The organism is uncultured Campylobacter sp. (genome assembly GCF_938045775.1).
Lineage (GTDB): Bacteria > Campylobacterota > Campylobacteria > Campylobacterales > Campylobacteraceae > Campylobacter_B.
Genome location: NZ_CALIBH010000269.1, coordinates 1 through 19,516, shown reverse-complemented (window position 1 = coordinate 19,516; position 19,516 = coordinate 1). Strand labels below are relative to the sequence as shown.

The window sequence follows — 19,516 nt, the reverse complement described above, 5'->3', positions numbered from 1 at the left end:
ATGCTCTCGCTTGCGGGCATTCCGCCGTTTAGCGTGTTTTGGGGCAAGATGTATCTGCTAAGCGCCGCGGTCAATTCGGGCTATTTCGCCCTCGCCGTTATCATGGCGGTAAATAGCGCGCTCGCGCTGTACTACTACCTGCGCCTTATCGTGCGTATGTTTTTGCACGAACCGCGGGAGGACGCGGAGCTTAATGGCTCGCTGAGCGCGGTCTCGGTGCAGATAAAATTTGCCGTCGTGTTAGCTAGCGTGGCGTGCGTGCTGGCGCCGTTTTTAGTGAAATTCCTAACCGGCGCGGTAAATAATTTCGTCTTTTTAAGCGGGTATTGAGCTAAAATTTTAAGCGCGAATTGAACCCATCGCGCTTTGCCAACAAGGAGAGATATGTTTTTGGGCGAGCTAAGTGCTGACGGCTACGGTTTTGCGCTGCTTGATGTGCGCGATTTGAGTGAGTTTTTAAAGGAGCGAAAATGCAGAGCAAAAAAGCTTCTAAGCTACTGGGACGCGCACAAGCAGCTGTTTTATGACGCCGTAAAGGGCGCTAAAGCTTTACCCTTCTACCCGCTCACGGTGCGCAGCTACGGCATATTCGTTTGCACGGATGAGGAGTTTCGCCGCCTTCGGGCTACGAAGTAGCTTTCAAGCGCGATAAGCTGTATTTCGCCCCGCAAAGCGACTCCGCGATCCTAGCGAGCTTCGATGCTTTGCAGTATCGTTTCGATGAGCTAAAAAGCGACGAACTCGAGCTAGGCTATGAGTGCCAAAGCGGCGCTGCGGGCAAGATACGAAAATTTAATTCCACGCTCAAGCTCGGCTTGCAAAGCGGCACTTACGAGCTTTGCGTCGTTGGGCTAAAAAACAGCTCGCAGCACCCCGAGAAATACGGTTACGCCTTTATTTTCAAGCGCAATGCAAGCGCGGAAAATCAAAATTTTGATAGGCTTGATAACGATAAATTTAGCTTTGATATTTGCGAAGGTGATTAAATTTAACCTGAGCTTCGCGCCGCACGAGATCTCGGCGCGACCCGCAAAATTTTAAAGATGCGACCGGCGCGGTAAATTTAAAATCTAAATTTTACTCCCTTGCCCCGCTGCTCTCTAGCAAGCGCACAAATTTTGATAAATTTCGATTTTAAATCTCACAGCGAAGGAGCTTTAAAATTTCACGCTCCAGCTCTTGCGGCGGCGCCGAAATTTTATCCGCAAACTGCGAGCGGTTGAAGGTACGTTGGCGCTTTGCAAGCTGTACCGTGTGTAGGCTTACGAGCTGCTCGCACTGCGTCCGCGAGATCTGCCCGCGCAAAAGCTGCCCGCACTCCTTTAGCCCGATGCAGCCTAGCGCCCTGCACTCTGCGCCGTAGCGAGCGAATAAAAACTCCGCTTCCTCCAAAAGCCCGCGCTCAAACATCGCCTTCGTGCGCGCTTCGATGCGCTGCGCAAGCCACTGCTTAGGCGCGTCGATCTCAAAAATTTTAATATCCGAAATCACGGGCGCGGCGGTGTTTTCGCGCAGAAATTTACTTGGCGCCTCGCCGCAAAATTTATAGATACTTAGCCATTTTTTTAAACGAAAACTGTCCGCCGCACTAAGCTTTGCGGCAAACTCCGGATCGATCCGCTGTGCTAGAGCGTAAATTTCATCGTTTGAAATTTCGCTTTTAAAATCGGGAACCTTCGGCGCTAGCCCGCTTAGCATCGCTTTTAGATAAAACCCGCTGCCGCCCGTGATTATCAAAGGCGCACCGCTACGCTCTGCAAAAGCCCGCGCGGCCGCGTATTCTTTGATAAACTCGCCGACGCTGAAGTACTCGTTTGGATAGATTAAATTTACGCCGAAGTGCCTGATCTCGCGCAGCTGCTCCTCGCTTGGCTTAGCGCTTGCGATGTCGATCTGCCGGTAAATGCAGAGCGAATCCAGGCTCAAAATCACGGCGCCTATTTCGCGCGCGATACTTAGCGCAAGATCGCTTTTGCCGCTTGCGGTGGTGCCGATGATCGCGATTTGCGGGCTTGCGTGCGAGTTTTGATTTTGGCTCAAGGCGTTTCCTTTCGTAAATTTATCGTTCAAATTATATCAAATTTAGAGCTATTCTTACTTTTTTTTGATACAATGGTGCCCAAAATAAGGGGCGAAATGGCTAAATTTAAAGAAATTTTATCCGATATCAACGAATTAATAGTTTTTAAACACTCGGTTTTCGCGCTACCGTTTATCTTTACGGCGATGATTACCGCGAGCAAGCTGCAAAACGGCTCGATATGGTTCGGCTGGAAGTTGCTTTTTTTAGGGACTTTATGCGCGGTAAGCGCGAGAAGCTTCGCGATGGCGCTAAATCGCTACTTGGACGAAGACATCGACCGCGCCAATCCGCGCTGCGCCTCGCGCCCTAGCGTGGACGGACGGATCGGACGCGGGAATTTACTGCTTTTCATCATCGCAAATGCAGTGGTTTTCATAGCGGTTTCGGCGCTTATAAATCCTTTGGCGCTTAAGCTTTCGGTGCCGATTTTAGCGGCATTGGGCGGGTATTCATATTTTAAACGCTTTAGCGAGACCGCGCATTTAATGCTCGGCTTTTGCTTAGGGCTTGCGCCGATTGCGGGGGCGATCGCCGTTAGCGGCGTAATTCCGCTATGGTCGGTGCTGCTATGCTTTGGAGTAGTATTTTGGGTAGGCGGCTTTGACGTGTTGTATTCGCTTCAAGATATGGAATTTGACCGCACGGCCGGGCTTTACAGCATCCCTGCGCTTTACGGCAAGGAAGCGTCGATGTTTATCTCTAAAATTTTTCACGCCGTAGCAGTGCTTTTTTGGCTGCTGTTTTGCGCGGCGGCAAATTTAGGCTTTTTTGCCTATCTGGGCGTGACGGCGTGCGCGGCGATCCTGTACTTCGAGCATAAGATCGTGCAGAAAGATTTTAGCAAGATTGATCGTGCGTTTTTCACGCTCAACGGCTACCTGGGCATCGTCTTTTTTGCTTTTGTTTTTGTAAATTTATTTTAAGGAACTCCTATGGATCTTAACACTATCATCATTTTAGGACTTTGCGTCGTTATATTTTTGATGTTTTTCGTCATATATTTTAAGGACAAGCAAGCGGATAAAAAATTCGAACGCTTCGATCAGGTGTTGACTGACGCTATGCAGGAGAACTATTTGCTTAAAAAGAAGGTCGAGGAGTTAAAAGAGATGATCGATTCGGGCGGCAAAGCCGCTCCCAATATCGATATAAACGCGATTGCAGACGTAATTGACGAGACGATAGAGCAGAGACTAGATGTAGTGCCTACGATGATCGATGAGCGGGTAGAAAAGCAGATCAGACCGCTTCTGGATCAGCTTAAAGAGCTCATCGGCTCGGTAAGAAAATAGCCAGAGCAATATAAAAATAAAATTTTGCAAAATCGCTTTGTTTTTTATATAATCGCCGCAAATTGATATTAAGGCAAAATATGCTAATTGATAAATTTGGACGAACGATCGATTATTTGCGCATTTCGGTTACGCAGCGGTGTAATTTCAGATGCAGATATTGCATGCCGAGTACGCCATTTAATTGGGTGCCGCGAGAGAATATTTTAAGCTTTGAGGAGATGTTTTTATTCGTCAAGGTTGCGATCGACGGCGGCGTAAAAAAGATCCGTATCACGGGCGGCGAACCACTGGTGCGAAAGGGGATCGAGGATTTTATAAAGATGATCGCGGATTACGCTCCGGGTATCGATCTTGCGCTTACCACCAACGGATATTATCTCAAAAACTACGCACGCGCCCTGAAAGATGCGGGGCTAAAGCGCATCAATATGTCGCTTGACTCGTTGCGACCGGAGCGAGCTAAATTTATAGCTCAGCGCGGCGTGCTTTATAACGTCTTAGAAGGCCTTGACGCCGCGCTTGAAGCGGGACTAAAAGTCAAGCTAAACACCGTCGCGCTAAAAGGCATCAACGACGATGAGCTGATCTATTTGCTGGAATTTGCCCGCGAGAAGGATTGTCAGATTCGCTTCATAGAATTTATGGAAAACACCCATGCCGGCGATCTTACAGGATTAAAATCAAATGAAATTTTAGATATTTTAAGGCGTAAATTTATCTTTACCGCTCTGCCGAAATCGCAAAGCTCGCCCGCGTCGCTTTACGCGCTCGGGGACGGCTACACCTTCGGTATCATCGATCCGCACAAGCACGATTTTTGCGAGAGCTGCAACCGCATCAGACTAAGCGCCGAGGGGCTTTTGATCCCGTGTCTTTACTTCGAGGATGCGCTAAGTATCAAAAAGGCGGTTAAAGAGGGCGACATCGCCGCAGCCGCCGAAATTTTGGCTAAAATTTTAGCGAATAAGCCCGAAAAAAATCGCTGGCAAGCGGACGAGGCGAATGAAATTTCAAGCCGCGCATTTTACGAGACGGGCGGATGAGGCTTGTAGAGAGCTTTTTAAGTATCCAAGGCGAGGGCAAATACGCAGGCGGGCTCGCGTTTTTCTTTCGCTTTGCAGGCTGTAATCTGCGCTGCGAGGGCTTCGGCGGCGAGTGCGTTTCGCCAAAGACCGGCGAGATCTTGCGCGGCTGTGATACTATCCGCGCGGTGTTTGCAAACCACTTCGAACATGAAGAAATTTTAAATTTAGCCCAGCTTTTGAATAAAATTCCAAATTTATCAGATTCGTCCTGTTTCACGCCCGCATGCTCTACGCTGGGTTTTTGCGCCGCCGCCGAACCTTTTTCTAAAAGCGATACTTTAAATTTTGCCGCCGCGCAAACGCTTCTCCGCCCAGGCAAGAGCGCAGAAAATTCTTTAAATTTAACGAGCAAGAATTCTTTAAATTTCGCCGCACAAAATTCCTCAAATTTAAATCTGCAAAGCTCCGTCTCGCCGCAGAGCGCTAAGCTTTACCAAAAGCCGATCGTCGTTATCACCGGCGGCGAGCCGCTACTGCACCATAAAGAGGCGCTATTTTACGAGTTCGTATGCGAGCTGCTTGCGCGCGGACACGCGGTGCACTTCGAAACCAACGGCACGATTTTAGTGGATTTTGAAAAATTTCCCGCCTACAAAAGCTGCGTCTTCGGGGTCTCGCCTAAGCTCTCAAACTCCGCCGAGCCGCGCGAACGCAGGTTAAACTTCGCCGCGCTGCGAAGCTTAAAGCAAAACGCAAAAGATAGTTTTTACAAGTTCGTCATCTCGCCCGAGTTTGACGCACAGCCCGAGATTGCCGAAATTTTAGCGGCGTGCGGCGGCGAGGTTTATTGTATGCCGCGCGGCGCAGATCGTCGCGAGCTGGAAAGCGGCGCGCAATTTTGCGTGGATTTTTGCCTAAAAAACGGCTATAATTACTCCGATCGCCTGCACATTAGAATTTGGGGCGAGAAGGACGGGGTATGATAATCAGGAAATTATACGAATTCGAAAACGCTCACATCGTGCGCCTGTGCGGCTCGAAGCGGTGCCGCACGAGCATCCACGGCCACTCCTACAGATGCGAAATTTTGCTTAGCTCAAATTTTTTGGATGAAGCGGGGATGGTGTATGACTTCGGCTATATGAAGCTCGGTATCCGCGAGCTTATCGATAGTTTCGACCACGCTACGACGATCTACGCGCGCGATGATGCGAGCTATATCGCGGATCTTAAAAAACACAGCGCGCGCTGGGTACAGATACCGCTAAATCCGAGCGCGGAGCAGTTTTGTAGAATTTTTTTCGTCCTTGTGGACCGACTTTTGAGCCTGACTCAGATGCAAAACGGTGAGCGCGAAGTAAAGCTTCACAGCGTCATCGTGCACGAAACGGTCACCGGCTACGCGCAGTGCTTCCGCGAGGATGCTTACAACGCGCAGATGGGCGAGATCGCGCTGGATGAGATAGAATTCTCGCCCGCCGTGCGCGAGGAGTGGAGGCAGCCGGAGCTTTGGCAAAAGCTGCTGCGCGGCGAAAAAATCATCTATCCAAAGGACTGCTGATGAGAAATTTCTTTAAATTTGGTGCGGGTTTTGTGCGCGTTTTTGCCGCGTGCGCGATCTTTGTCTGCGCGCTTGCTTTGAGCGGCTGTGACGATGAGAAAAAGGACGCCTTGCAAAAGCCGCCTGTTGATAGCGAGGTGCCGAAGGACGTGCCTATCGCGCCTAGCGAGCCCAAAGTCGATATAAATGCCGATATGCCGCCGCTTCCGGTGACGGAATAAGGCGGAGCGTTGAAAAATCCGCGTCTAAATTTGAAATTTTTTAAAATTTGCGTGGTTCGTATGCGGCGCGTAAGCGCGATTTTAGCGTCATTTTTACCCGTGCGATCTGCGCAAAGAAATTTTAAATTTTATAAAGCCCTATCCGCAAAATTTCATTCTTGGCGCGAGAGATACGGCGCAAAACCGGAGTTGAGAGAGCGCGCGGTAAATTTTGGCGCAATAAATATCCGCGACCGCTTTGAAAGGTTTTTAAAATTTCAAAGGCGCGGAACAGGTCTGTTTTATCTCGCGCCGAAAAAATTTGCGTTAAAATTCGGTACTTTCGGCTCTAGCCGCGCAAAATTTTATCCTGCAAATTTAACCCTCCGGCGGAAGTGATGGATTATCTGTATCAAAGCGCCCTGGGTTTTCATAAATTTTTTGCGCTCTCTACGGCGATTTTAACGATAATTTATCTGATTTTTACCCAGCTTAAGATCGACGCGGCGGCAGAATTTCGCCCTCGCGGCAAGGCTTTAAATTCCGCCGCCTCCGCGCCGCAAGCTGAAAGTTTAAAGCAAAAGAGCAGATCGGGGCTTAGATTTCTTAGGCGCGTCAGGCTGTTTTTGCCGATCTATTATTCGTGTATCGCGGCGCTGATAATTAGCGGAAGCGTGATGCTGCCGGTGCTGCGCTTTGATCTGAGCTTTAAAATTTACTTTATGGCGGTCGGATCGCTAGCGATGATCGCGCTTAGCGCGGCGTCTTACAAGCGGCTGAAAATCGCGTATCTAAGTCAAAACTTTGCGTCGTATCAGCGCAAAATGCGGGTGATTTTGGGGCTAAGCTTAGTGATAATTTTGATAGCGAGCGTTATTTGATGGTATATTTTTACGATAAGTTTGCAGGCGAACAGAGCCTAGTTTTGCAGAATGATCAGTTTTTGCACCTAAAGGCCAGACGAGCAAGGGCGGGCGAGCGCATAGACGTGCGCAATCTTGAGGACGGGGCGAGTTATCTATATGAGATCGCCGAAATTTCGCGTAAAGGTGCGGCTCTGAATTTGGTTTTTAAAAGCTCCGTTTTTACGCCGAGCCACGATTTTCGCGTCGCTTGGGCGGTCGTCGAGAGCGCCGTGATCGAAAAGAGCCTGCCTGCGCTAAACGAGATGGGCGTCGGGCGGCTTGTTTTGGTCTATGCCGATCTGTCGCAGAAAAACGTGCGGCTCGATCTGCAAAGGATGGAGCGGATTTTGATCAACTCGTCGCAGCAATGCGGGCGAAATTCCATCATGCAGATCGAAGTTTTGAGCGGCTCGGACGAGCTAGCGCAAAGATATGAAAACGTAAGCCTGATCGATTTTGGCGGCAAGAACATCGACATTTTTGGCGGCGAGGAGATCGCTTTCATCGGCCCGGAGGGCGGATTTTCGCCGCGCGAAAGGGAGAAATTTAAAAATGCCTATGCGCTTAATAGCCCTTATATTTTGCGCTCAAACACCGCGCTGATCGCAACTTGCGCGAAGCTGATCTTTTAAGCGCTCGGTAAATTTTAAAATTTAAAAAGCCGCGCGCTTTAAATTTTGGAATTTAAAATTTGCTCTGCGCGATCCGCTATGTTTATCTGCGGCTTGATGCACTGCGCGTATTTGCCGCGGCGTATCTTTATGCGCTGTATTTTGCACGCCGCGATGAAATAAAATTTTACTCGCAAGCGGGCTAAATTTTAAAATTTCGCGTCCAAAAAGCATGTTCAAAAAGTAAATTCGCGCTTCGCCGAAAGTTTTTTAAAACCCTTTGAATTTGCTTTTTAGATAAAAAAGTTGTATAATCGCTGCCTTTTAAAATCATCAAAAAGGATTAAAAATGAAAAAAGATATCCATCCAAACTTTGTCGAAACGACCGTTACCTGCGCTTGCGGCAACACTTTTAAAACGCGCTCGAACAAGGCTGAGATCCGCGTCGATATCTGCTCCAATTGCCATCCGTTTTTCACGGGCAGCGAGAAGATCGTAGATAGCGCGGGCCGCGTCGAGAAATTTAAGCAAAAATACGGAATGAAATAGTTGCTATATCTCATTCCTACGCCGATAGGAAATCTAAGCGATATCTCGAGCCGCGCGCTTGAGGTATTGCAAAGCTGCGAAATCCTAATCTGCGAGGATACGAGGGTTTCAAAAAAACTTCTAAACTTATTATCCGATAAATTTCAAATTTCATTTAAAATTTCACAGTTCTACTCGCTGCACACGCACAACGAAGCGGAGTTTTTCGCGGGCTTTGATGCGGCGCTTCTGCGCGAGCAAATTTGCGCATACGTAAGCGACGCAGGCATGCCCTGCATCAGCGATCCGGGGATTGCGCTCGTAAAATTTGCGCAACGAAGTAGCATAACCTACGAGGTGCTTAGCGGTGCAAACGCTCTGCTGCTCGCAGCCGCCGCAAGCGGACTGGTGGAGAAAGAATTTAGCTTTTTAGGCTTTTTGAACAATGACGGCGCGCAGCGCAAAGCTCAGATTCTAAATTTAATGCAGAGCCCCTATCCATGCGTGCTCTATGAATCTCCGAAGCGCGTGATAAAGCTAATTGAGCAGATCGCTGGGATCGATGCGCAGCGCAAAATTTTTGCGATTAAGGAAGCCACGAAAAAATTTGAAACCAAATTTTTCGGTAGCGCCGCAGAGGTCCTATCCAGCCTAAACGGCGCAAATTTAAACGGCGAATGGTGCGTCGTGATTGACGGCGCGGGCGAGAAAAGCTTTGAAAAAATCACGCAGGAAGATATTCTCTCGCTTGAGATCGCGCCGAAAATAAAAGCGAAACTGCTCTCAAAAATCAGCGGCGAACCCGCCAAAGAAATATATAAAAATTTGATACGCTAAGTCATATTTTAACCGTTTTTCGCTAAAATCCCAAAATGATTATTTACGGCAAGCAGCTGTTTTTGCACCTTTTAAACCGGCATCCGCAGAAATTTATCCGCATTATCCTTGCAAAGGAGTGCGAGAAAGAAATTTTTAAAAAGATCGCCGCGACCGGTGTAAAGATCGAGCGCGCCGATGCGAAAAAAGCTCAAGCCCTCGCTCGCGGCGGCAACCATCAAGGCTTCTTGGCCGAGGTGGAGGAGTTTAGCTTCGGCGATCTTGCTAGCGTCAAAGACGATAAATTCGTGCCGATCCTTTATGGGCTTACCGATGTCGGAAACATCGGCGCGATAATGCGCAGCGCCTATGCTTTGGGTGCAAATAGCGTGATCGTCGTCGCAAATAATCTAAATATGGCGGGCGTAGTGCGCGCAAGCTCGGGCGCGGCATATGAGCTAAACGTCGTTAAGGCCGTAGACGGACTTAGCGTGTTAAACGAGCTTAAACAAAGCGGCTTTGAAATTTATGCCGCGAGTGCGGACGGGACGAACTTTAAGGAGTTAAAGCTCGGCGCGAAAAACGCACTCGTAATGGGGAACGAAGAAGAGGGGATACCCGCTAGGGCGCTTAAAAAATGCGACCGCGCGGTATCTATAAAGATGCGCGAAGGCTGGGATTCGCTTAACGTAAGCGCGGCATTTGCGATACTATGCGATGGAATTTTAAATGGAAGAAATAAAAGAGAAGTTAAATAATACGGACGAGCAGGCGGAACAAACCGAGAAGCCGGAGCAAACGCAGCAACCAAAAAGCAGCGATCTAGATAAATTAAAATCTATAGATCTGATCGAGATAGCGCGTACTACGCGCATCGACGCGCAAAATTTAGAATACATCATCAACAAAGACTTCGAGAAGCTAGCGAATTTTAACGTTAGGGGCTATATTAAAATTTTAGAGCGCGAGTTCGGGCTGGATCTATCGGACTGGCTTAGCGAGTTTGAGGTCGCGAAGGAGAGCTTTGCGCCCGTTAAAAAGGCTAAAGTCGAGCAGGTCTATGGTCAAAGGGTTAGCCCTAATAAAAGCGGCGGCGGCTGGCTTTTATGGCTGCTTGCGATGATACTAATCATAGGTGCAATCTTTTATTTTGGACTTTATAAAAGCTTCGGCGAATTTTTGGGCTCGCTTTTATGGGAACAAAACAAAACCACCTACTCGGACGCTCCAATCGTAAATAACACTCAAAAAAAGCTTGAAAACATCGGTATCGGCGTCGTTTCGCACAACGCTACAGATGAAAAATTCGCACTAAAGTCAGATGCCAATGCAGCCGCTGCTGTGGATGAAAATTTAAGCTCGCTAAACGCGCTGGACCGCTCTATCAGGATCGAGCGCGCGAGTGCCAAAACGGAGGAAAATTCCACCGACGAAAACGCCACGCAAAGCGCACCTGCGCCCAGCAAAGATATCGTGCTTAATCCACGCGGCAAGATGTGGATCGGGATCATTGATCTAAAAAGCGGCAAGAAGCGTGAGATGGTCATCAATGCCCCTTACGTAGTCGCTTCGCAAGGAGACGAGGATCTGCTCATCGCCACCGGGCACGGAATGTTTGAGCTCGGCAAAGCCGATGGCAACGTAACTTTCAGCGAAAGAAACACTCAAAAATTCCACGTCAAAGATGGCAATATCACTAGAATTTCAGCCGATGAGTTTCTGCGCCTAAATAAGGGCAAGAAGTGGTAAAATCCTCGCTCTCGCGCGTGGCTCTTCGCTCTTAGGGCTTTTGCCGCCGCCGAGGATAGAATTTCGGTCCGCTGCGGCGAGTGCGACTTAAAATAAACCCACGAGCGTAAATTTAGAGGGTTTTGAACCGCGCCGCCTTGGATAAAATTTCAAGTGGTGTATATAAAATTTTAAGCGTTGCGGGCGCCCGCGGTAGAGCGCTAAATTTAAGAGGTGTAGTCCACGGCGCCGTGCAAAACGGCAGCTTTGATCGTTATCGTTTTGATCGGACGTAAATTTAAACAGCGCTGCCAAGGGTCGCGACGCGATAAATTTAAACGATCAACGCGCCTCTGCGCCTCCGCGCCCCCGCGGTTTTAAAATTTTAGCGAGGTAAAAGTTTAAATTGCCCGAGCAATATAAAAAGCGCCGCCGCATCGACGCTAAGGCTTGAAATTTTGCCTACGTGCGCACGCACAGATCGCGCGTTAAGGCGCGAAATTTTAAATAAAGCTTGAAAATTACTTTAAGATAAGAGGTTTGAGATGTTTGACGAAATTCGTTTTTCAAAAATCGAGCGTTTGCCCAATTACGTTTTTGCCGAGGTCAATGCCATAAAAATGGCGGCGCGCAGAGCCGGCGAGGATATAATCGATTTTTCGATGGGCAATCCCGACGGCAGGACGCCGCAGCATATAATCGACAAGCTTTGCGAAAGCGCGCAAAAGGACAAGACGCACGGCTACTCCGTAAGCCAGGGCATCTACAAGCTGCGACTTGCGTGCTCGAATTGGTACAAGCGCAAATACGGCGTGATCTTGGATCCAGAAAGTGAGATCGTCGCCGTGATGGGCTCTAAGGAGGGCTTCGTGCATCTAACTAGCGCGATCGTAAATCCGGGCGATGTCGCTGTAGTGCCCGATCCTGCGTATCCGATCCACACTCAAGCTTTCATCATTGCGGGCGGTAACGTCGTTAAAATCCCGCTTGCCTATGATGTGAATTTAAATTTTAACGAGAATAAATTTTTCATCGATCTGCAAAAAACCTTCGACGAGAGCATTCCGCGCCCAAAATACGTCGTCGTAAATTTCCCGCACAACCCTACCACCGTCGTCGTACAAAAGAGCTTCTACGAGCGGCTCGTTGCGATGGCACGACAGGAGCGGTTTTATATCATCAGCGACATCGCTTACGCAGAGATCGCTTTTGATGATTACAAAACGCCGTCGATCTTTGAGGTTCAGGGTGCGAAGGACGTCGCAGTCGAAGCGTATACGCTTTCTAAAAGCTACAATATGGCGGGCTGGCGCGTGGGTTTTGTTAGCGGAAACAAAAAGCTAGTCGCCGCGCTTAAAAAGATCAAATCGTGGTTTGATTACGGTATGTTTACGCCGATCCAAGTAGCCGCAACGATCGCGTTGGACGGGCCGCAAGAGTGCGTAGAGGAGATCCGCGCGACCTATGAGAAGCGTAGGAATTTTTTGATTGACGCTTTTGCGGACGCGGGCTGGGTGATCGCTAAACCTAGCGCGTCGATGTTTGCGTGGGCGAAATTACCGCCAGCGGCGGCTCATCTAAGAAGCATGGAGTTTTCCAAACAGCTTCTTACCAAGGCGTGCGTCGCCGTAAGCCCAGGCGTGGGTTTTGGCGCGGCGGGAGACGATTACGTGCGGATCGCCTTTATCGAAAATGAAAATAGGACCCGTCAAGCCGCTAGAAATATAAAAAAATATTTGAAAGAGATCTGATGAAAGTAGCGATTTTAGGCGTCGGCACCGTAGGTAGCGAAGTTGCAAACATTTTGATCAAAAACAAAGATATCATCCTTGCGCGCGCAGGCGTTAGCATAGAGCCCGTAATCGGACTCGTGCGCGATACGAGTAAAAAGCGCGATGTGCAAATTCCGCTTAGCAGCGACGCTGGGAGTATCATCGAGCGCGACGATATTGACGTTTTTGTAGAGCTTATGGGCGGGGTAGAAAAGCCCTATGAGATCGTAAGCGAAATTTTAAAGCGTAAAAAGGCGGTCGTTACCGCAAATAAGGCGCTTTTGGCTTATCATCGCTACAAGCTTCAGACGCTTGCGGGCGATACGCCTTTTGGCTTTGAAGCGAGCGTGGCGGGCGGAATTCCGATCATCAAAACCCTGCGCGAGGGGCTAAGCGCCAATCGTATCGAAAAAATAATCGGCATCGTAAACGGCACGAGCAACTTTATTCTTACGAATATGATGCAAAAAAACGAGAAATTTGAAGACGCGCTAAAGCGAGCTCAAGAACTCGGATACGCCGAAGCCGATCCAAGCTTTGACATCGGCGGGTTCGATGCGGCGCATAAGCTTTTGATCTTAGCTAGCATCGCATACGGCGTGCACGGAGATCCGGAAGATATCCTAATCGAGGGGATCGAGGAGATCACGCAGGAGGATATCTATTTTGCGCGCGAATTTGATTTCATAATCAAGCTACTTGCGGTAGCTAAGCGCGCGAGCGACAACAAAGTCGAGCTGCGCGTTCATCCTGCGCTCATTTCAAAGGATCAAATGCTTTCAAAAGTAGACGGCGTGATGAACGGCGTGAGCATCTACGGAGACTGCGTCGGCGAGAGTATGTATTACGGCCCTGGCGCGGGCGGAAGCGCTACGGCAAGTGCGGTTATAAGCGATCTCATCGACATTGCGCGCGATAACAAAAATCCGATGCTCGGATATAAAATTTTGCCGAGCGAAAATTTTATGCAAATTTTGCCTAGCGAGCAGATCCGCACGAAGTACTATTTCAGGCTGCGCGTGCGCGATGAGAAGGGCGTGCTCGCGAAGCTTACGAACATTATGAGCTTAAACGATCTTTCGATCGACAGCTTTCTGCAAAAGCCGAAGCTCAAAACGGACGAGGAGGTAACGCTGTTTTTTACGACGCATACGTGCTGCGAGAAGAATATCAAGCGCGCAATAAGCGTGATCGGCGGCGAAAATTTCATCACGCAAAAGCCTTTTATGATCAGGATCGAAAGTTAAGTTGAGCTTAAAAGAATATCTTTTCGGCTTTGCCTGCGAGGACCGTGCGGCAGAATTTTTACGCGGCGAAGGGTTTGAAATTTTAAAGCGAAATTTCCGCTGCCGCTTTGGCGAGATCGATATCGTCGCGCGCAAGGGCGGAATTTTGCACTTCGTAGAAGTAAAGGCCACGAGCGGCGATTACGACGCCGCAGAGCGCGTGACGGGCGCCAAGATGGCTAAAATTTTAAAGGCGGCGGAATTTTATCTGATGAGCTACGATACGGACGAGCCGTGGCAGATCGACGTAGTGGAAGTTTATCCAAAGCAGATAAAATTTATCGCCAACATATCTTTTTGAATTAGAATTTTTATTATTTATTTAAGATAATGAACTATAATCCGCGGAATTTTAACACAAGGAGAACATTATGGGAAAGTATATAGAGCTTACTTCGGAGAATTTCGACGTTATTAAAGAGGGTGTCGCGCTAGTCGATTTTTGGGCACCTTGGTGCGGGCCGTGCCGTATGATCGCCCCGATCATCGAGGAGCTTGCGAACGATTACGAGGGCAAGGCTAAAATTTGCAAAGTAAATACCGACGAAGCGCAGGATCTTGCGGTACAGTTCGGCGTCCGCTCGATCCCTACGATTCTATTTTTCAAAGACGGCGAGCTAAAAGCTCAGCTTATCGGCGCGCAATCTAAGCAGATCATAGCCGACAAACTAAACTCGCTTCTGTAAATTTTAAAAGGGCGGCTTTCGCCCTTTTTTTCTCCTACTCATCGTTTTATTAATTAAATTCGTAAATTTAACGCCCGCGGCTTTACTTAATAAAATAATTAAGGAGAAAAAATGTTAGATTTAGCAATTATCGGCGGCGGCCCTGCAGGGCTAGCGGCGGGGCTTTATGCTACAAGAGGCGGTTTAAAGGACGTCGTGATGTTTGAGATGGGGATGCCCGGCGGACAGATCACCTCAAGCTCCGAGATGGAAAACTATCCCGGCGTCGCCGCGGTGACCGACGGGATGAGCTTTATGGCGCCTTGGCAGGAGCAGTGCTTCCGCTTCGGGCTGAAGCATGAGATGGTGCGCGTGCTGCGCGTCTCAAAAGACGGCGACGGAAATTTTACGATCTATCTTGAGGGCGATCAAACACGTCGCGCACGTGCCGTTATCGTGGCTACCGGCTCTACTCCGCGTCGCGCGGGGATCGAGGGCGAGGATGAGTTCTTCGGTCGCGGCGTCAGTACCTGCGCGACCTGCGATGGATTTTTTTACAAGGGCAAAGAGGTTGCCGTCCTAGGCGGTGGCGACACGGCGCTAGAGGAGGCTCTGTATCTAGCTAAAATTTGCTCTAAAGTCTATCTGATCCATCGCCGCGATGAGTTTCGCGCTGCGCCTTCGACCGTGCAAAAGGTACGCGAAAGTGAGAATATCGAGCTCATCACAAACGCGCTCGTAGAGCAGATCAAGGGCGATGCAAGCGGCGTAACGGGCGTCGTCGTCAAAGATAAAACAAGCGGCGCCACGCGCGAACTGCAGCTGCCGGGGATCTTCGTATTCGTGGGGCTTGACGTGCGAAACGAGGTGCTAAAGAGCGATGATGGTAAGTTCATCTGCGACATCACGCCGGGCGGACAGGTCGTGGTAAATTTAAAGATGCAAACAAGCGTGAACGGGCTGTTTGCGGCGGGCGATATGAGACAGGATGCGCCTAAACAGGTCGTCTGCGCGGCAGGCGACGGTGCGGTTGCCGCACTTAGCGCGATCGCGTATCTGCAAGGACACGATAAATAAGCCTATATTCGGCGCAGAATTTCACAGCACGGCGGGAGAAACTACTTCCGCCGCGCTTTAAATTTAAAACCGCACCTGAAATTTTGAATGAAATTTTGATACAAAAAGGCGGCTAAATTTTAAAATTTCATAAAATTTAGCCGCGAGATGAGGCTCTTATTGCCTTTCGTAGAAGCCTGCGATGATATCTTTTGACTTCGTTTTATTTACGGGATCTTCTTTGCCGTTCGTGATAAGTTTAAATTTATCAGACAGACTTGCGCTTTTATCAGCATTTACGATAAAATTTAGCTCAATAGCAAGCTTTGATAACCCATCTTCTTTATGTCCGAAGCTTGCGTCCAATTGCTCTGCCGTTATTTGCGAGTAATAAGCGGCTGCTTTTAAGCGCTCCACAATAGAGTCTATGTAGATTTCGGTATTGCTTTCTTTTAGTATCTCCCCTTTTAGTTTATCGTCGCAATCGACCGACTTCCATTCTTCTTCAAATTCTATTTTGCCTTTGGTTTTAAGCGCTTCTTGAAATTTGGCTTCGCTTAACTTGCAGTGTTCTTTTGCCAGCTTAAGCAAGCCTTGCGCGTCGTAAGCCTTGCCCTCATAAAAAGTCATAACTCTTTTTAAAGACGAGTCCAACATCTCTTGTTTATATGATTTAAGCCTCTGCTCTACATCCACATCGCAGAGCATCTTAACCGTCTTTAATCCGCCGTTTTCCTCTTTGCTCCACGTGATATTTTTACACATTTTCGAGCCCTCGATCGCCGTGCCAATATTCATCGACTTGAAATCAGGCAAAGTGTAGTCTTTCACGAGCTGTATCTCATCCGCGCCGCATCCTGTTGAAATCAACGTCGCAAGCGCGACACCTAGTGCATATTTCATCTTTAACTCCTTGAGGTAAATTTTCTAGAAAATAATGCTACCCCCCCTGCTTAAAAACGTATAAATTTAGGGCTTAAATTTGAGATAAATTCGCGAAGTACGTGGCTAAAAGTGTGAAAGATAAAATTTAAAGATGGAATTTTTAAAAGAATTCGGCGAGAGAGGGAGGGAATCGAACCCCCCGGAAAACGGTCAACCGCCCTCCTATCGGATTTGAAGTCCGCAGACGCCACCAGGTCGCCATCCTCTCCAAATGCGGGAATTATAGCGAGATAAAATTTATTTAGCTTTAAAGAGGCTAAATTTTAAGCCCTTTCGGCTCATTATTAGCGACGGCAGGATTATGAGCGCGCCCAAAAGCAGTAGGCTCATCACCAGACATATTAACATCCCGAAGTAGATCGTAGGCCAGAAATTGCTCATCATCATGACGCTAAAGCCCAAAATGATCGCAAACGACGTATAATACATTGCGTATCCGATACTTGCGTGGCTCGCGCGGATTGCTGCGGCCTCGTCGCCCATGCGCGCAAACTCTCGTTTGTAGCGATAGATGTAGTGGATGACATCGTCCACGCCAATACCGATGCTAATCGCTGCTATCGTAATACTCATGATATCCAGCGGAATGCCCGCAACCCCCATGATGCCGAAGCAGGCGCAAAGCGGGATCAAATTTACGACGATCGCGATAAGCGCGTATGAAAACGAGCGAAAGATGATCACGAAAAGCACGAAAAGCACGAGCACGGTGATACCCAGGGTGTCTATCTGCGAGCTCATCAGGCTTTGAAGCATATTGTTGTAAAGCACCATTATGCCGCTGATCTGCGCGCTTGCTTGCTCGCCCGCGAGCAAAGAATTTAGCCCGCTTTGCAGATCTTTTAGGAATTTCGCTCTGCGTAAGCGCGGATCGCTGTCTATCGTGCGGACGCTAAAATGCGCCTCATTCGCTTCGATATTTACAAAAGGTGAAAGCACCATTTCGCGGTAGTTTGCCGGCATTTCAGAGTAGATTAGAGCAAGGCTCAGATCATCCAGATCGCGCCCCTGATTAATCTGCTTGCCGAGCTTTAAAAGCGATGCGAGCGAGCTTACGTTGCCGATAAACTCGTGTCCCGTGACGTTTTTGTCCTTCAAAAAATCATCTATTTTGCCGATGATACGCATCTTTTCGGAGGTGAACCAATACTGCGGCTTGTTTTCGTTGGCGGCGTATTCGGCTTCGAAATCGCCAAAATCGTCGCTCGCAGTGGAATTTTGCTCTAAATTTACGGCGCCGCTTGGCTGTGCTGCCGCAGCGGAGCTTTGCTCGGTAAAATTTTGATCATTTAAATTTTGCGCCGTGGCAACGGAACTTTGAGGTATGGAATTTCTTGCAATAGAATTTTGCGCCGCCGCGGTAGAATTCTGTGCGGCGGAATTCTGTGCGATAGAATTTTGCCCCACAGGATTGGAATTTTCGCCGTTCTTAAAATTTGCGCCGCCGCTTGCGGAATTTTCACTCTCGCTAGCAAAATCTGCGCTACCTGCGCTTTTAAATTTAACTACGATATCAAGCGGGATCGTTCCGCCGAGATTTGTATCGATGACCTCCATACCCGCGCGGATGTCGGTGCTTTTTTTGAAGTAGCCGATGAAGCTGTTTTCGACGCGCAGCTGCGAGATACCGTATAGTCCAAAGATCACCGCCGCAGCGCACACGCCATAGACCGCGCTTCTGCTACGTAGCGCCGTTTCGGCGCACCAAAGCGTAAATTTAAAGTGCTGCTCGAAGCTGCGGTTATTGTGCGTGCGCCTTAGAAGCGACATAACCGCGCCGAATACTCCAAATGCCGTAACTAGCGAGATACTGATGCCTACGCTCATCATAATTCCCAGAGAAATTACGGGCTTTATATCGCAAAAAATTAGCGACATAAAGCCGATAACGGTCGTAAAGATTGCAAAAAAGCAGGGTCTTGCGCGCTCGCGTAGCACCGCATAAACGAGCTGGCGCTGTGAAAAGGCGTGAAAGCGCGCGCTAAACTCGCGGTAGGCGACGATTAGGTGGATACAGACCGAAACCGTGATGATGAGCTGAAGCGCTATGAAATTTGAGCTAATCACCGTGACCTCAAAACTCAAAAAGCCGAATAATCCCGCTGCGAGCACGACCGAATACGCGCAGATGATGAGCGGCAGCAGGATAAATTTCGCCTGTCTAAAAAATAGCCAAAAGCAAGCTAGCAGAAGCACCAAAGCGCCGAGTCCGTAGGTCGCCAGATCCGAGCGGACGTAGCCCACCATGTCGTCGGCGATCATATTCAGTCCGCCTAGAAACAATCGGTCGCCCGCAAATTCCTTCTCAAAGCCCGCGATCAGCGCGCGCAAAGCCACAATATCTCGGTGATCCTTTTCGCGCAGTTCGTCGCGGTAGGATTTAAAATTTTGCTCTGCAACTTTAAGCGCGTCTTTAAGCTGTGAAATTTGAGCCCCCGAGTGGTTGGCCTCATGCTCTGCTTGCTCTAGAGCGCTTTTAGCTCCGTCTCTTAGGCGCAAAAGCTCCTCGTAGCGGGTCTGAGGCTTTAAATTTATCAAAATTGCGGTAGTGCGAAAATCGGCGCTTACTAAATTTGATGCGTAAAAGGGGCTTGTGGCAAACTCGCGCCTAGCTGCAGTTAAATTTACGTCCGCGTCGGTAAGGGTGGGTATGTGCTTAAGCAGCTCGCTCATGCCGCCACCTTTGTTTAGTAAAAGCGGTACGTTCGTGATGTCCGTGACGCTGGCGACGAAATCAAGCTTGGAAAAAGCCGCGTCCATCTGCGCTATTTTGCGGATCGTCTCGGGCGCTAAAAGATCGCCCGCGGGAGTGTATGCAAGCACCAAGAAATTCGGCGTTTCGTAGCGCTTGGATACTTCGCGCCAAATTTGAAGGTCTTTGTCATTATCTAGTAGAAGCGTCTGGCTCGAAGCGTCGATCTCGAGCTTTGTGGAGTAATATCCGAAAAAGAGCGCCAGCGCCGTAAACAGCGCAAGCGTGATTTTCGGAAACGCGACGATTAGGCGAAAAATTTTTTTCAAATACCGCTCTTTTAGGCG

The 19,516-nt window shown here is 48.8% G+C and carries 25 protein-coding genes and 1 pseudogene; 23 read left to right on the top strand and 3 right to left on the bottom strand.

The annotated features are described in order from the left end of the window. The 3 genes from Q0238_RS11255 to Q0238_RS11245 form a co-directional block, all read left to right on the top strand. On the top strand, positions 1 to 330 hold a 330-nt coding region (locus Q0238_RS11255), incomplete at its 5' end, for a proton-conducting transporter membrane subunit (protein WP_297946084.1). A 54-nt stretch (positions 331 to 384) separates the two neighbouring features. Continuing rightward, positions 385 to 636 carry a hypothetical protein gene (locus Q0238_RS11250; RefSeq protein ID WP_297946081.1) on the top strand — a complete coding sequence of 84 codons (252 nt, stop codon included), beginning with the start codon at positions 385 to 387 and terminating at the stop codon, positions 634 to 636. A gap of 68 nt (positions 637 to 704) precedes the next feature. After that, entirely contained in the window at positions 705 to 986 is a 282-nt protein-coding gene (locus tag Q0238_RS11245; protein WP_297946080.1) for a hypothetical protein, read from the top strand. Positions 987 to 1,134: 148 nt separating this feature from the next. Here Q0238_RS11245 and miaA read toward each other — a convergent pair whose 3' ends face one another. Next, positions 1,135 to 2,040 carry a tRNA (adenosine(37)-N6)-dimethylallyltransferase MiaA gene (miaA, locus tag Q0238_RS11240; protein ID WP_297946078.1) on the bottom strand — a complete coding sequence of 302 codons (906 nt, stop codon included), beginning with the start codon at positions 2,038 to 2,040 and terminating at the stop codon, positions 1,135 to 1,137. Positions 2,041 to 2,136: 96 nt separating this feature from the next. Between miaA and mqnP the strand changes: the two genes are divergently transcribed. The 20 genes and pseudogenes from mqnP (at position 2,137) to trxB (ending at position 15,553) form a co-directional block, all read left to right on the top strand. Further along, positions 2,137 to 3,006: a menaquinone biosynthesis prenyltransferase MqnP gene (mqnP, locus tag Q0238_RS11235; protein WP_297946076.1), complete on the top strand. Its 870-nt coding sequence runs from the start codon at positions 2,137 to 2,139 to the stop codon at positions 3,004 to 3,006. 9 nt (positions 3,007 to 3,015) lie between these two features. Continuing rightward, positions 3,016 to 3,375, top strand: a complete 360-nt coding sequence (locus Q0238_RS11230; RefSeq protein ID WP_297946075.1) for a hypothetical protein — start codon at positions 3,016 to 3,018, stop codon at positions 3,373 to 3,375. Positions 3,376 to 3,455: 80 nt separating this feature from the next. Next, a complete protein-coding gene (gene moaA, locus Q0238_RS11225) occupies positions 3,456 to 4,421 on the top strand; it encodes a GTP 3',8-cyclase MoaA (RefSeq protein WP_297946073.1) in 966 nt (321 codons plus the stop codon). Continuing rightward, positions 4,418 to 4,660, top strand: a pseudogene (locus tag Q0238_RS12330) (7-carboxy-7-deazaguanine synthase QueE); the annotation flags it as partial. The gene moaA and the pseudogene Q0238_RS12330, both read left to right, overlap by 4 nt. Next, the gene (locus tag Q0238_RS11220; RefSeq protein WP_363317142.1) at positions 4,640 to 5,386 is read left to right on the top strand and encodes a 7-carboxy-7-deazaguanine synthase QueE; all 747 of its coding nucleotides are present in this window, start codon (positions 4,640 to 4,642) and stop codon (positions 5,384 to 5,386) included. The pseudogene Q0238_RS12330 and the gene Q0238_RS11220, both read left to right, overlap by 21 nt. After that, a complete protein-coding gene (locus tag Q0238_RS11215; protein WP_297946068.1) occupies positions 5,383 to 5,964 on the top strand; it encodes a 6-carboxytetrahydropterin synthase in 582 nt (193 codons plus the stop codon). The genes Q0238_RS11220 and Q0238_RS11215 overlap by 4 nt, the downstream gene beginning before the upstream one ends. Beyond that, positions 5,964 to 6,185 (top strand): hypothetical protein, encoded by a 222-nt coding sequence (locus Q0238_RS11210; RefSeq protein ID WP_297946066.1) that lies wholly within the window; start codon positions 5,964 to 5,966, stop codon positions 6,183 to 6,185. Before Q0238_RS11215 ends, Q0238_RS11210 begins: the two co-directional genes overlap by 1 nt. A gap of 9 nt (positions 6,186 to 6,194) precedes the next feature. Further along, positions 6,195 to 6,563, top strand: coding sequence for a hypothetical protein (locus tag Q0238_RS11205; RefSeq protein WP_297946064.1), 369 nt, complete (start codon positions 6,195 to 6,197; stop codon positions 6,561 to 6,563). Further along, a complete protein-coding gene (locus Q0238_RS11200; RefSeq protein ID WP_297946062.1) occupies positions 6,563 to 7,045 on the top strand; it encodes a hypothetical protein in 483 nt (160 codons plus the stop codon). Before Q0238_RS11205 ends, Q0238_RS11200 begins: the two co-directional genes overlap by 1 nt. Beyond that, entirely contained in the window at positions 7,045 to 7,701 is a 657-nt protein-coding gene (locus Q0238_RS11195) for a 16S rRNA (uracil(1498)-N(3))-methyltransferase (RefSeq protein WP_297946087.1), read from the top strand. Before Q0238_RS11200 ends, Q0238_RS11195 begins: the two co-directional genes overlap by 1 nt. Before the next feature lie 328 nt (positions 7,702 to 8,029). Continuing rightward, positions 8,030 to 8,230, top strand: coding sequence for a 50S ribosomal protein L31 (gene rpmE / locus Q0238_RS11190; protein ID WP_005869728.1), 201 nt, complete (start codon positions 8,030 to 8,032; stop codon positions 8,228 to 8,230). Continuing rightward, complete coding sequence (rsmI, locus tag Q0238_RS11185; RefSeq protein WP_297946059.1) at positions 8,231 to 9,046, top strand: 16S rRNA (cytidine(1402)-2'-O)-methyltransferase; 816 nt, start codon at positions 8,231 to 8,233, stop codon at positions 9,044 to 9,046. It begins immediately after the preceding gene. Between the two features lie 35 nt (positions 9,047 to 9,081). Continuing rightward, on the top strand, positions 9,082 to 9,783 hold the full coding sequence (rlmB, locus tag Q0238_RS11180) for a 23S rRNA (guanosine(2251)-2'-O)-methyltransferase RlmB (RefSeq protein ID WP_297946057.1): 702 nt from the start codon (positions 9,082 to 9,084) through the stop codon (positions 9,781 to 9,783). Next, positions 9,755 to 10,774 carry a hypothetical protein gene (locus Q0238_RS11175; RefSeq protein WP_297946055.1) on the top strand — a complete coding sequence of 340 codons (1,020 nt, stop codon included), beginning with the start codon at positions 9,755 to 9,757 and terminating at the stop codon, positions 10,772 to 10,774. The genes rlmB and Q0238_RS11175 overlap by 29 nt, the downstream gene beginning before the upstream one ends. A gap of 137 nt (positions 10,775 to 10,911) precedes the next feature. Then, a complete protein-coding gene (locus Q0238_RS11170) occupies positions 10,912 to 11,049 on the top strand; it encodes a hypothetical protein (RefSeq protein ID WP_297946053.1) in 138 nt (45 codons plus the stop codon). Between the two features lie 249 nt (positions 11,050 to 11,298). Further along, on the top strand, positions 11,299 to 12,504 hold the full coding sequence (locus Q0238_RS11165) for an LL-diaminopimelate aminotransferase (protein WP_297946051.1): 1,206 nt from the start codon (positions 11,299 to 11,301) through the stop codon (positions 12,502 to 12,504). Next, a complete protein-coding gene (locus Q0238_RS11160; protein ID WP_297946050.1) occupies positions 12,504 to 13,772 on the top strand; it encodes a homoserine dehydrogenase in 1,269 nt (422 codons plus the stop codon). Before Q0238_RS11165 ends, Q0238_RS11160 begins: the two co-directional genes overlap by 1 nt. Position 13,773: 1 nt before the next feature. Next, the gene (locus tag Q0238_RS11155) at positions 13,774 to 14,112 is read left to right on the top strand and encodes a YraN family protein (protein WP_297946048.1); all 339 of its coding nucleotides are present in this window, start codon (positions 13,774 to 13,776) and stop codon (positions 14,110 to 14,112) included. Between the two features lie 70 nt (positions 14,113 to 14,182). Continuing rightward, positions 14,183 to 14,497: a thioredoxin gene (gene trxA, locus Q0238_RS11150; RefSeq protein ID WP_297881795.1), complete on the top strand. Its 315-nt coding sequence runs from the start codon at positions 14,183 to 14,185 to the stop codon at positions 14,495 to 14,497. Positions 14,498 to 14,608: 111 nt separating this feature from the next. Further along, positions 14,609 to 15,553: a thioredoxin-disulfide reductase gene (gene trxB, locus Q0238_RS11145; protein ID WP_297946046.1), complete on the top strand. Its 945-nt coding sequence runs from the start codon at positions 14,609 to 14,611 to the stop codon at positions 15,551 to 15,553. A gap of 156 nt (positions 15,554 to 15,709) precedes the next feature. On the opposite strand, the gene Q0238_RS11140 is transcribed toward trxB, so the two are convergent. Together Q0238_RS11140 and Q0238_RS11135 are read right to left on the bottom strand one after the other, a co-directional pair. Further along, positions 15,710 to 16,435, bottom strand: a complete 726-nt coding sequence (locus Q0238_RS11140) for a hypothetical protein (RefSeq protein WP_297946045.1) — start codon at positions 16,433 to 16,435, stop codon at positions 15,710 to 15,712. A 279-nt stretch (positions 16,436 to 16,714) separates the two neighbouring features. After that, the gene (locus Q0238_RS11135) at positions 16,715 to 19,498 is read right to left on the bottom strand and encodes an MMPL family transporter (RefSeq protein ID WP_297946043.1); all 2,784 of its coding nucleotides are present in this window, start codon (positions 19,496 to 19,498) and stop codon (positions 16,715 to 16,717) included. Positions 19,499 to 19,516: the final 18 nt, after the last annotated feature.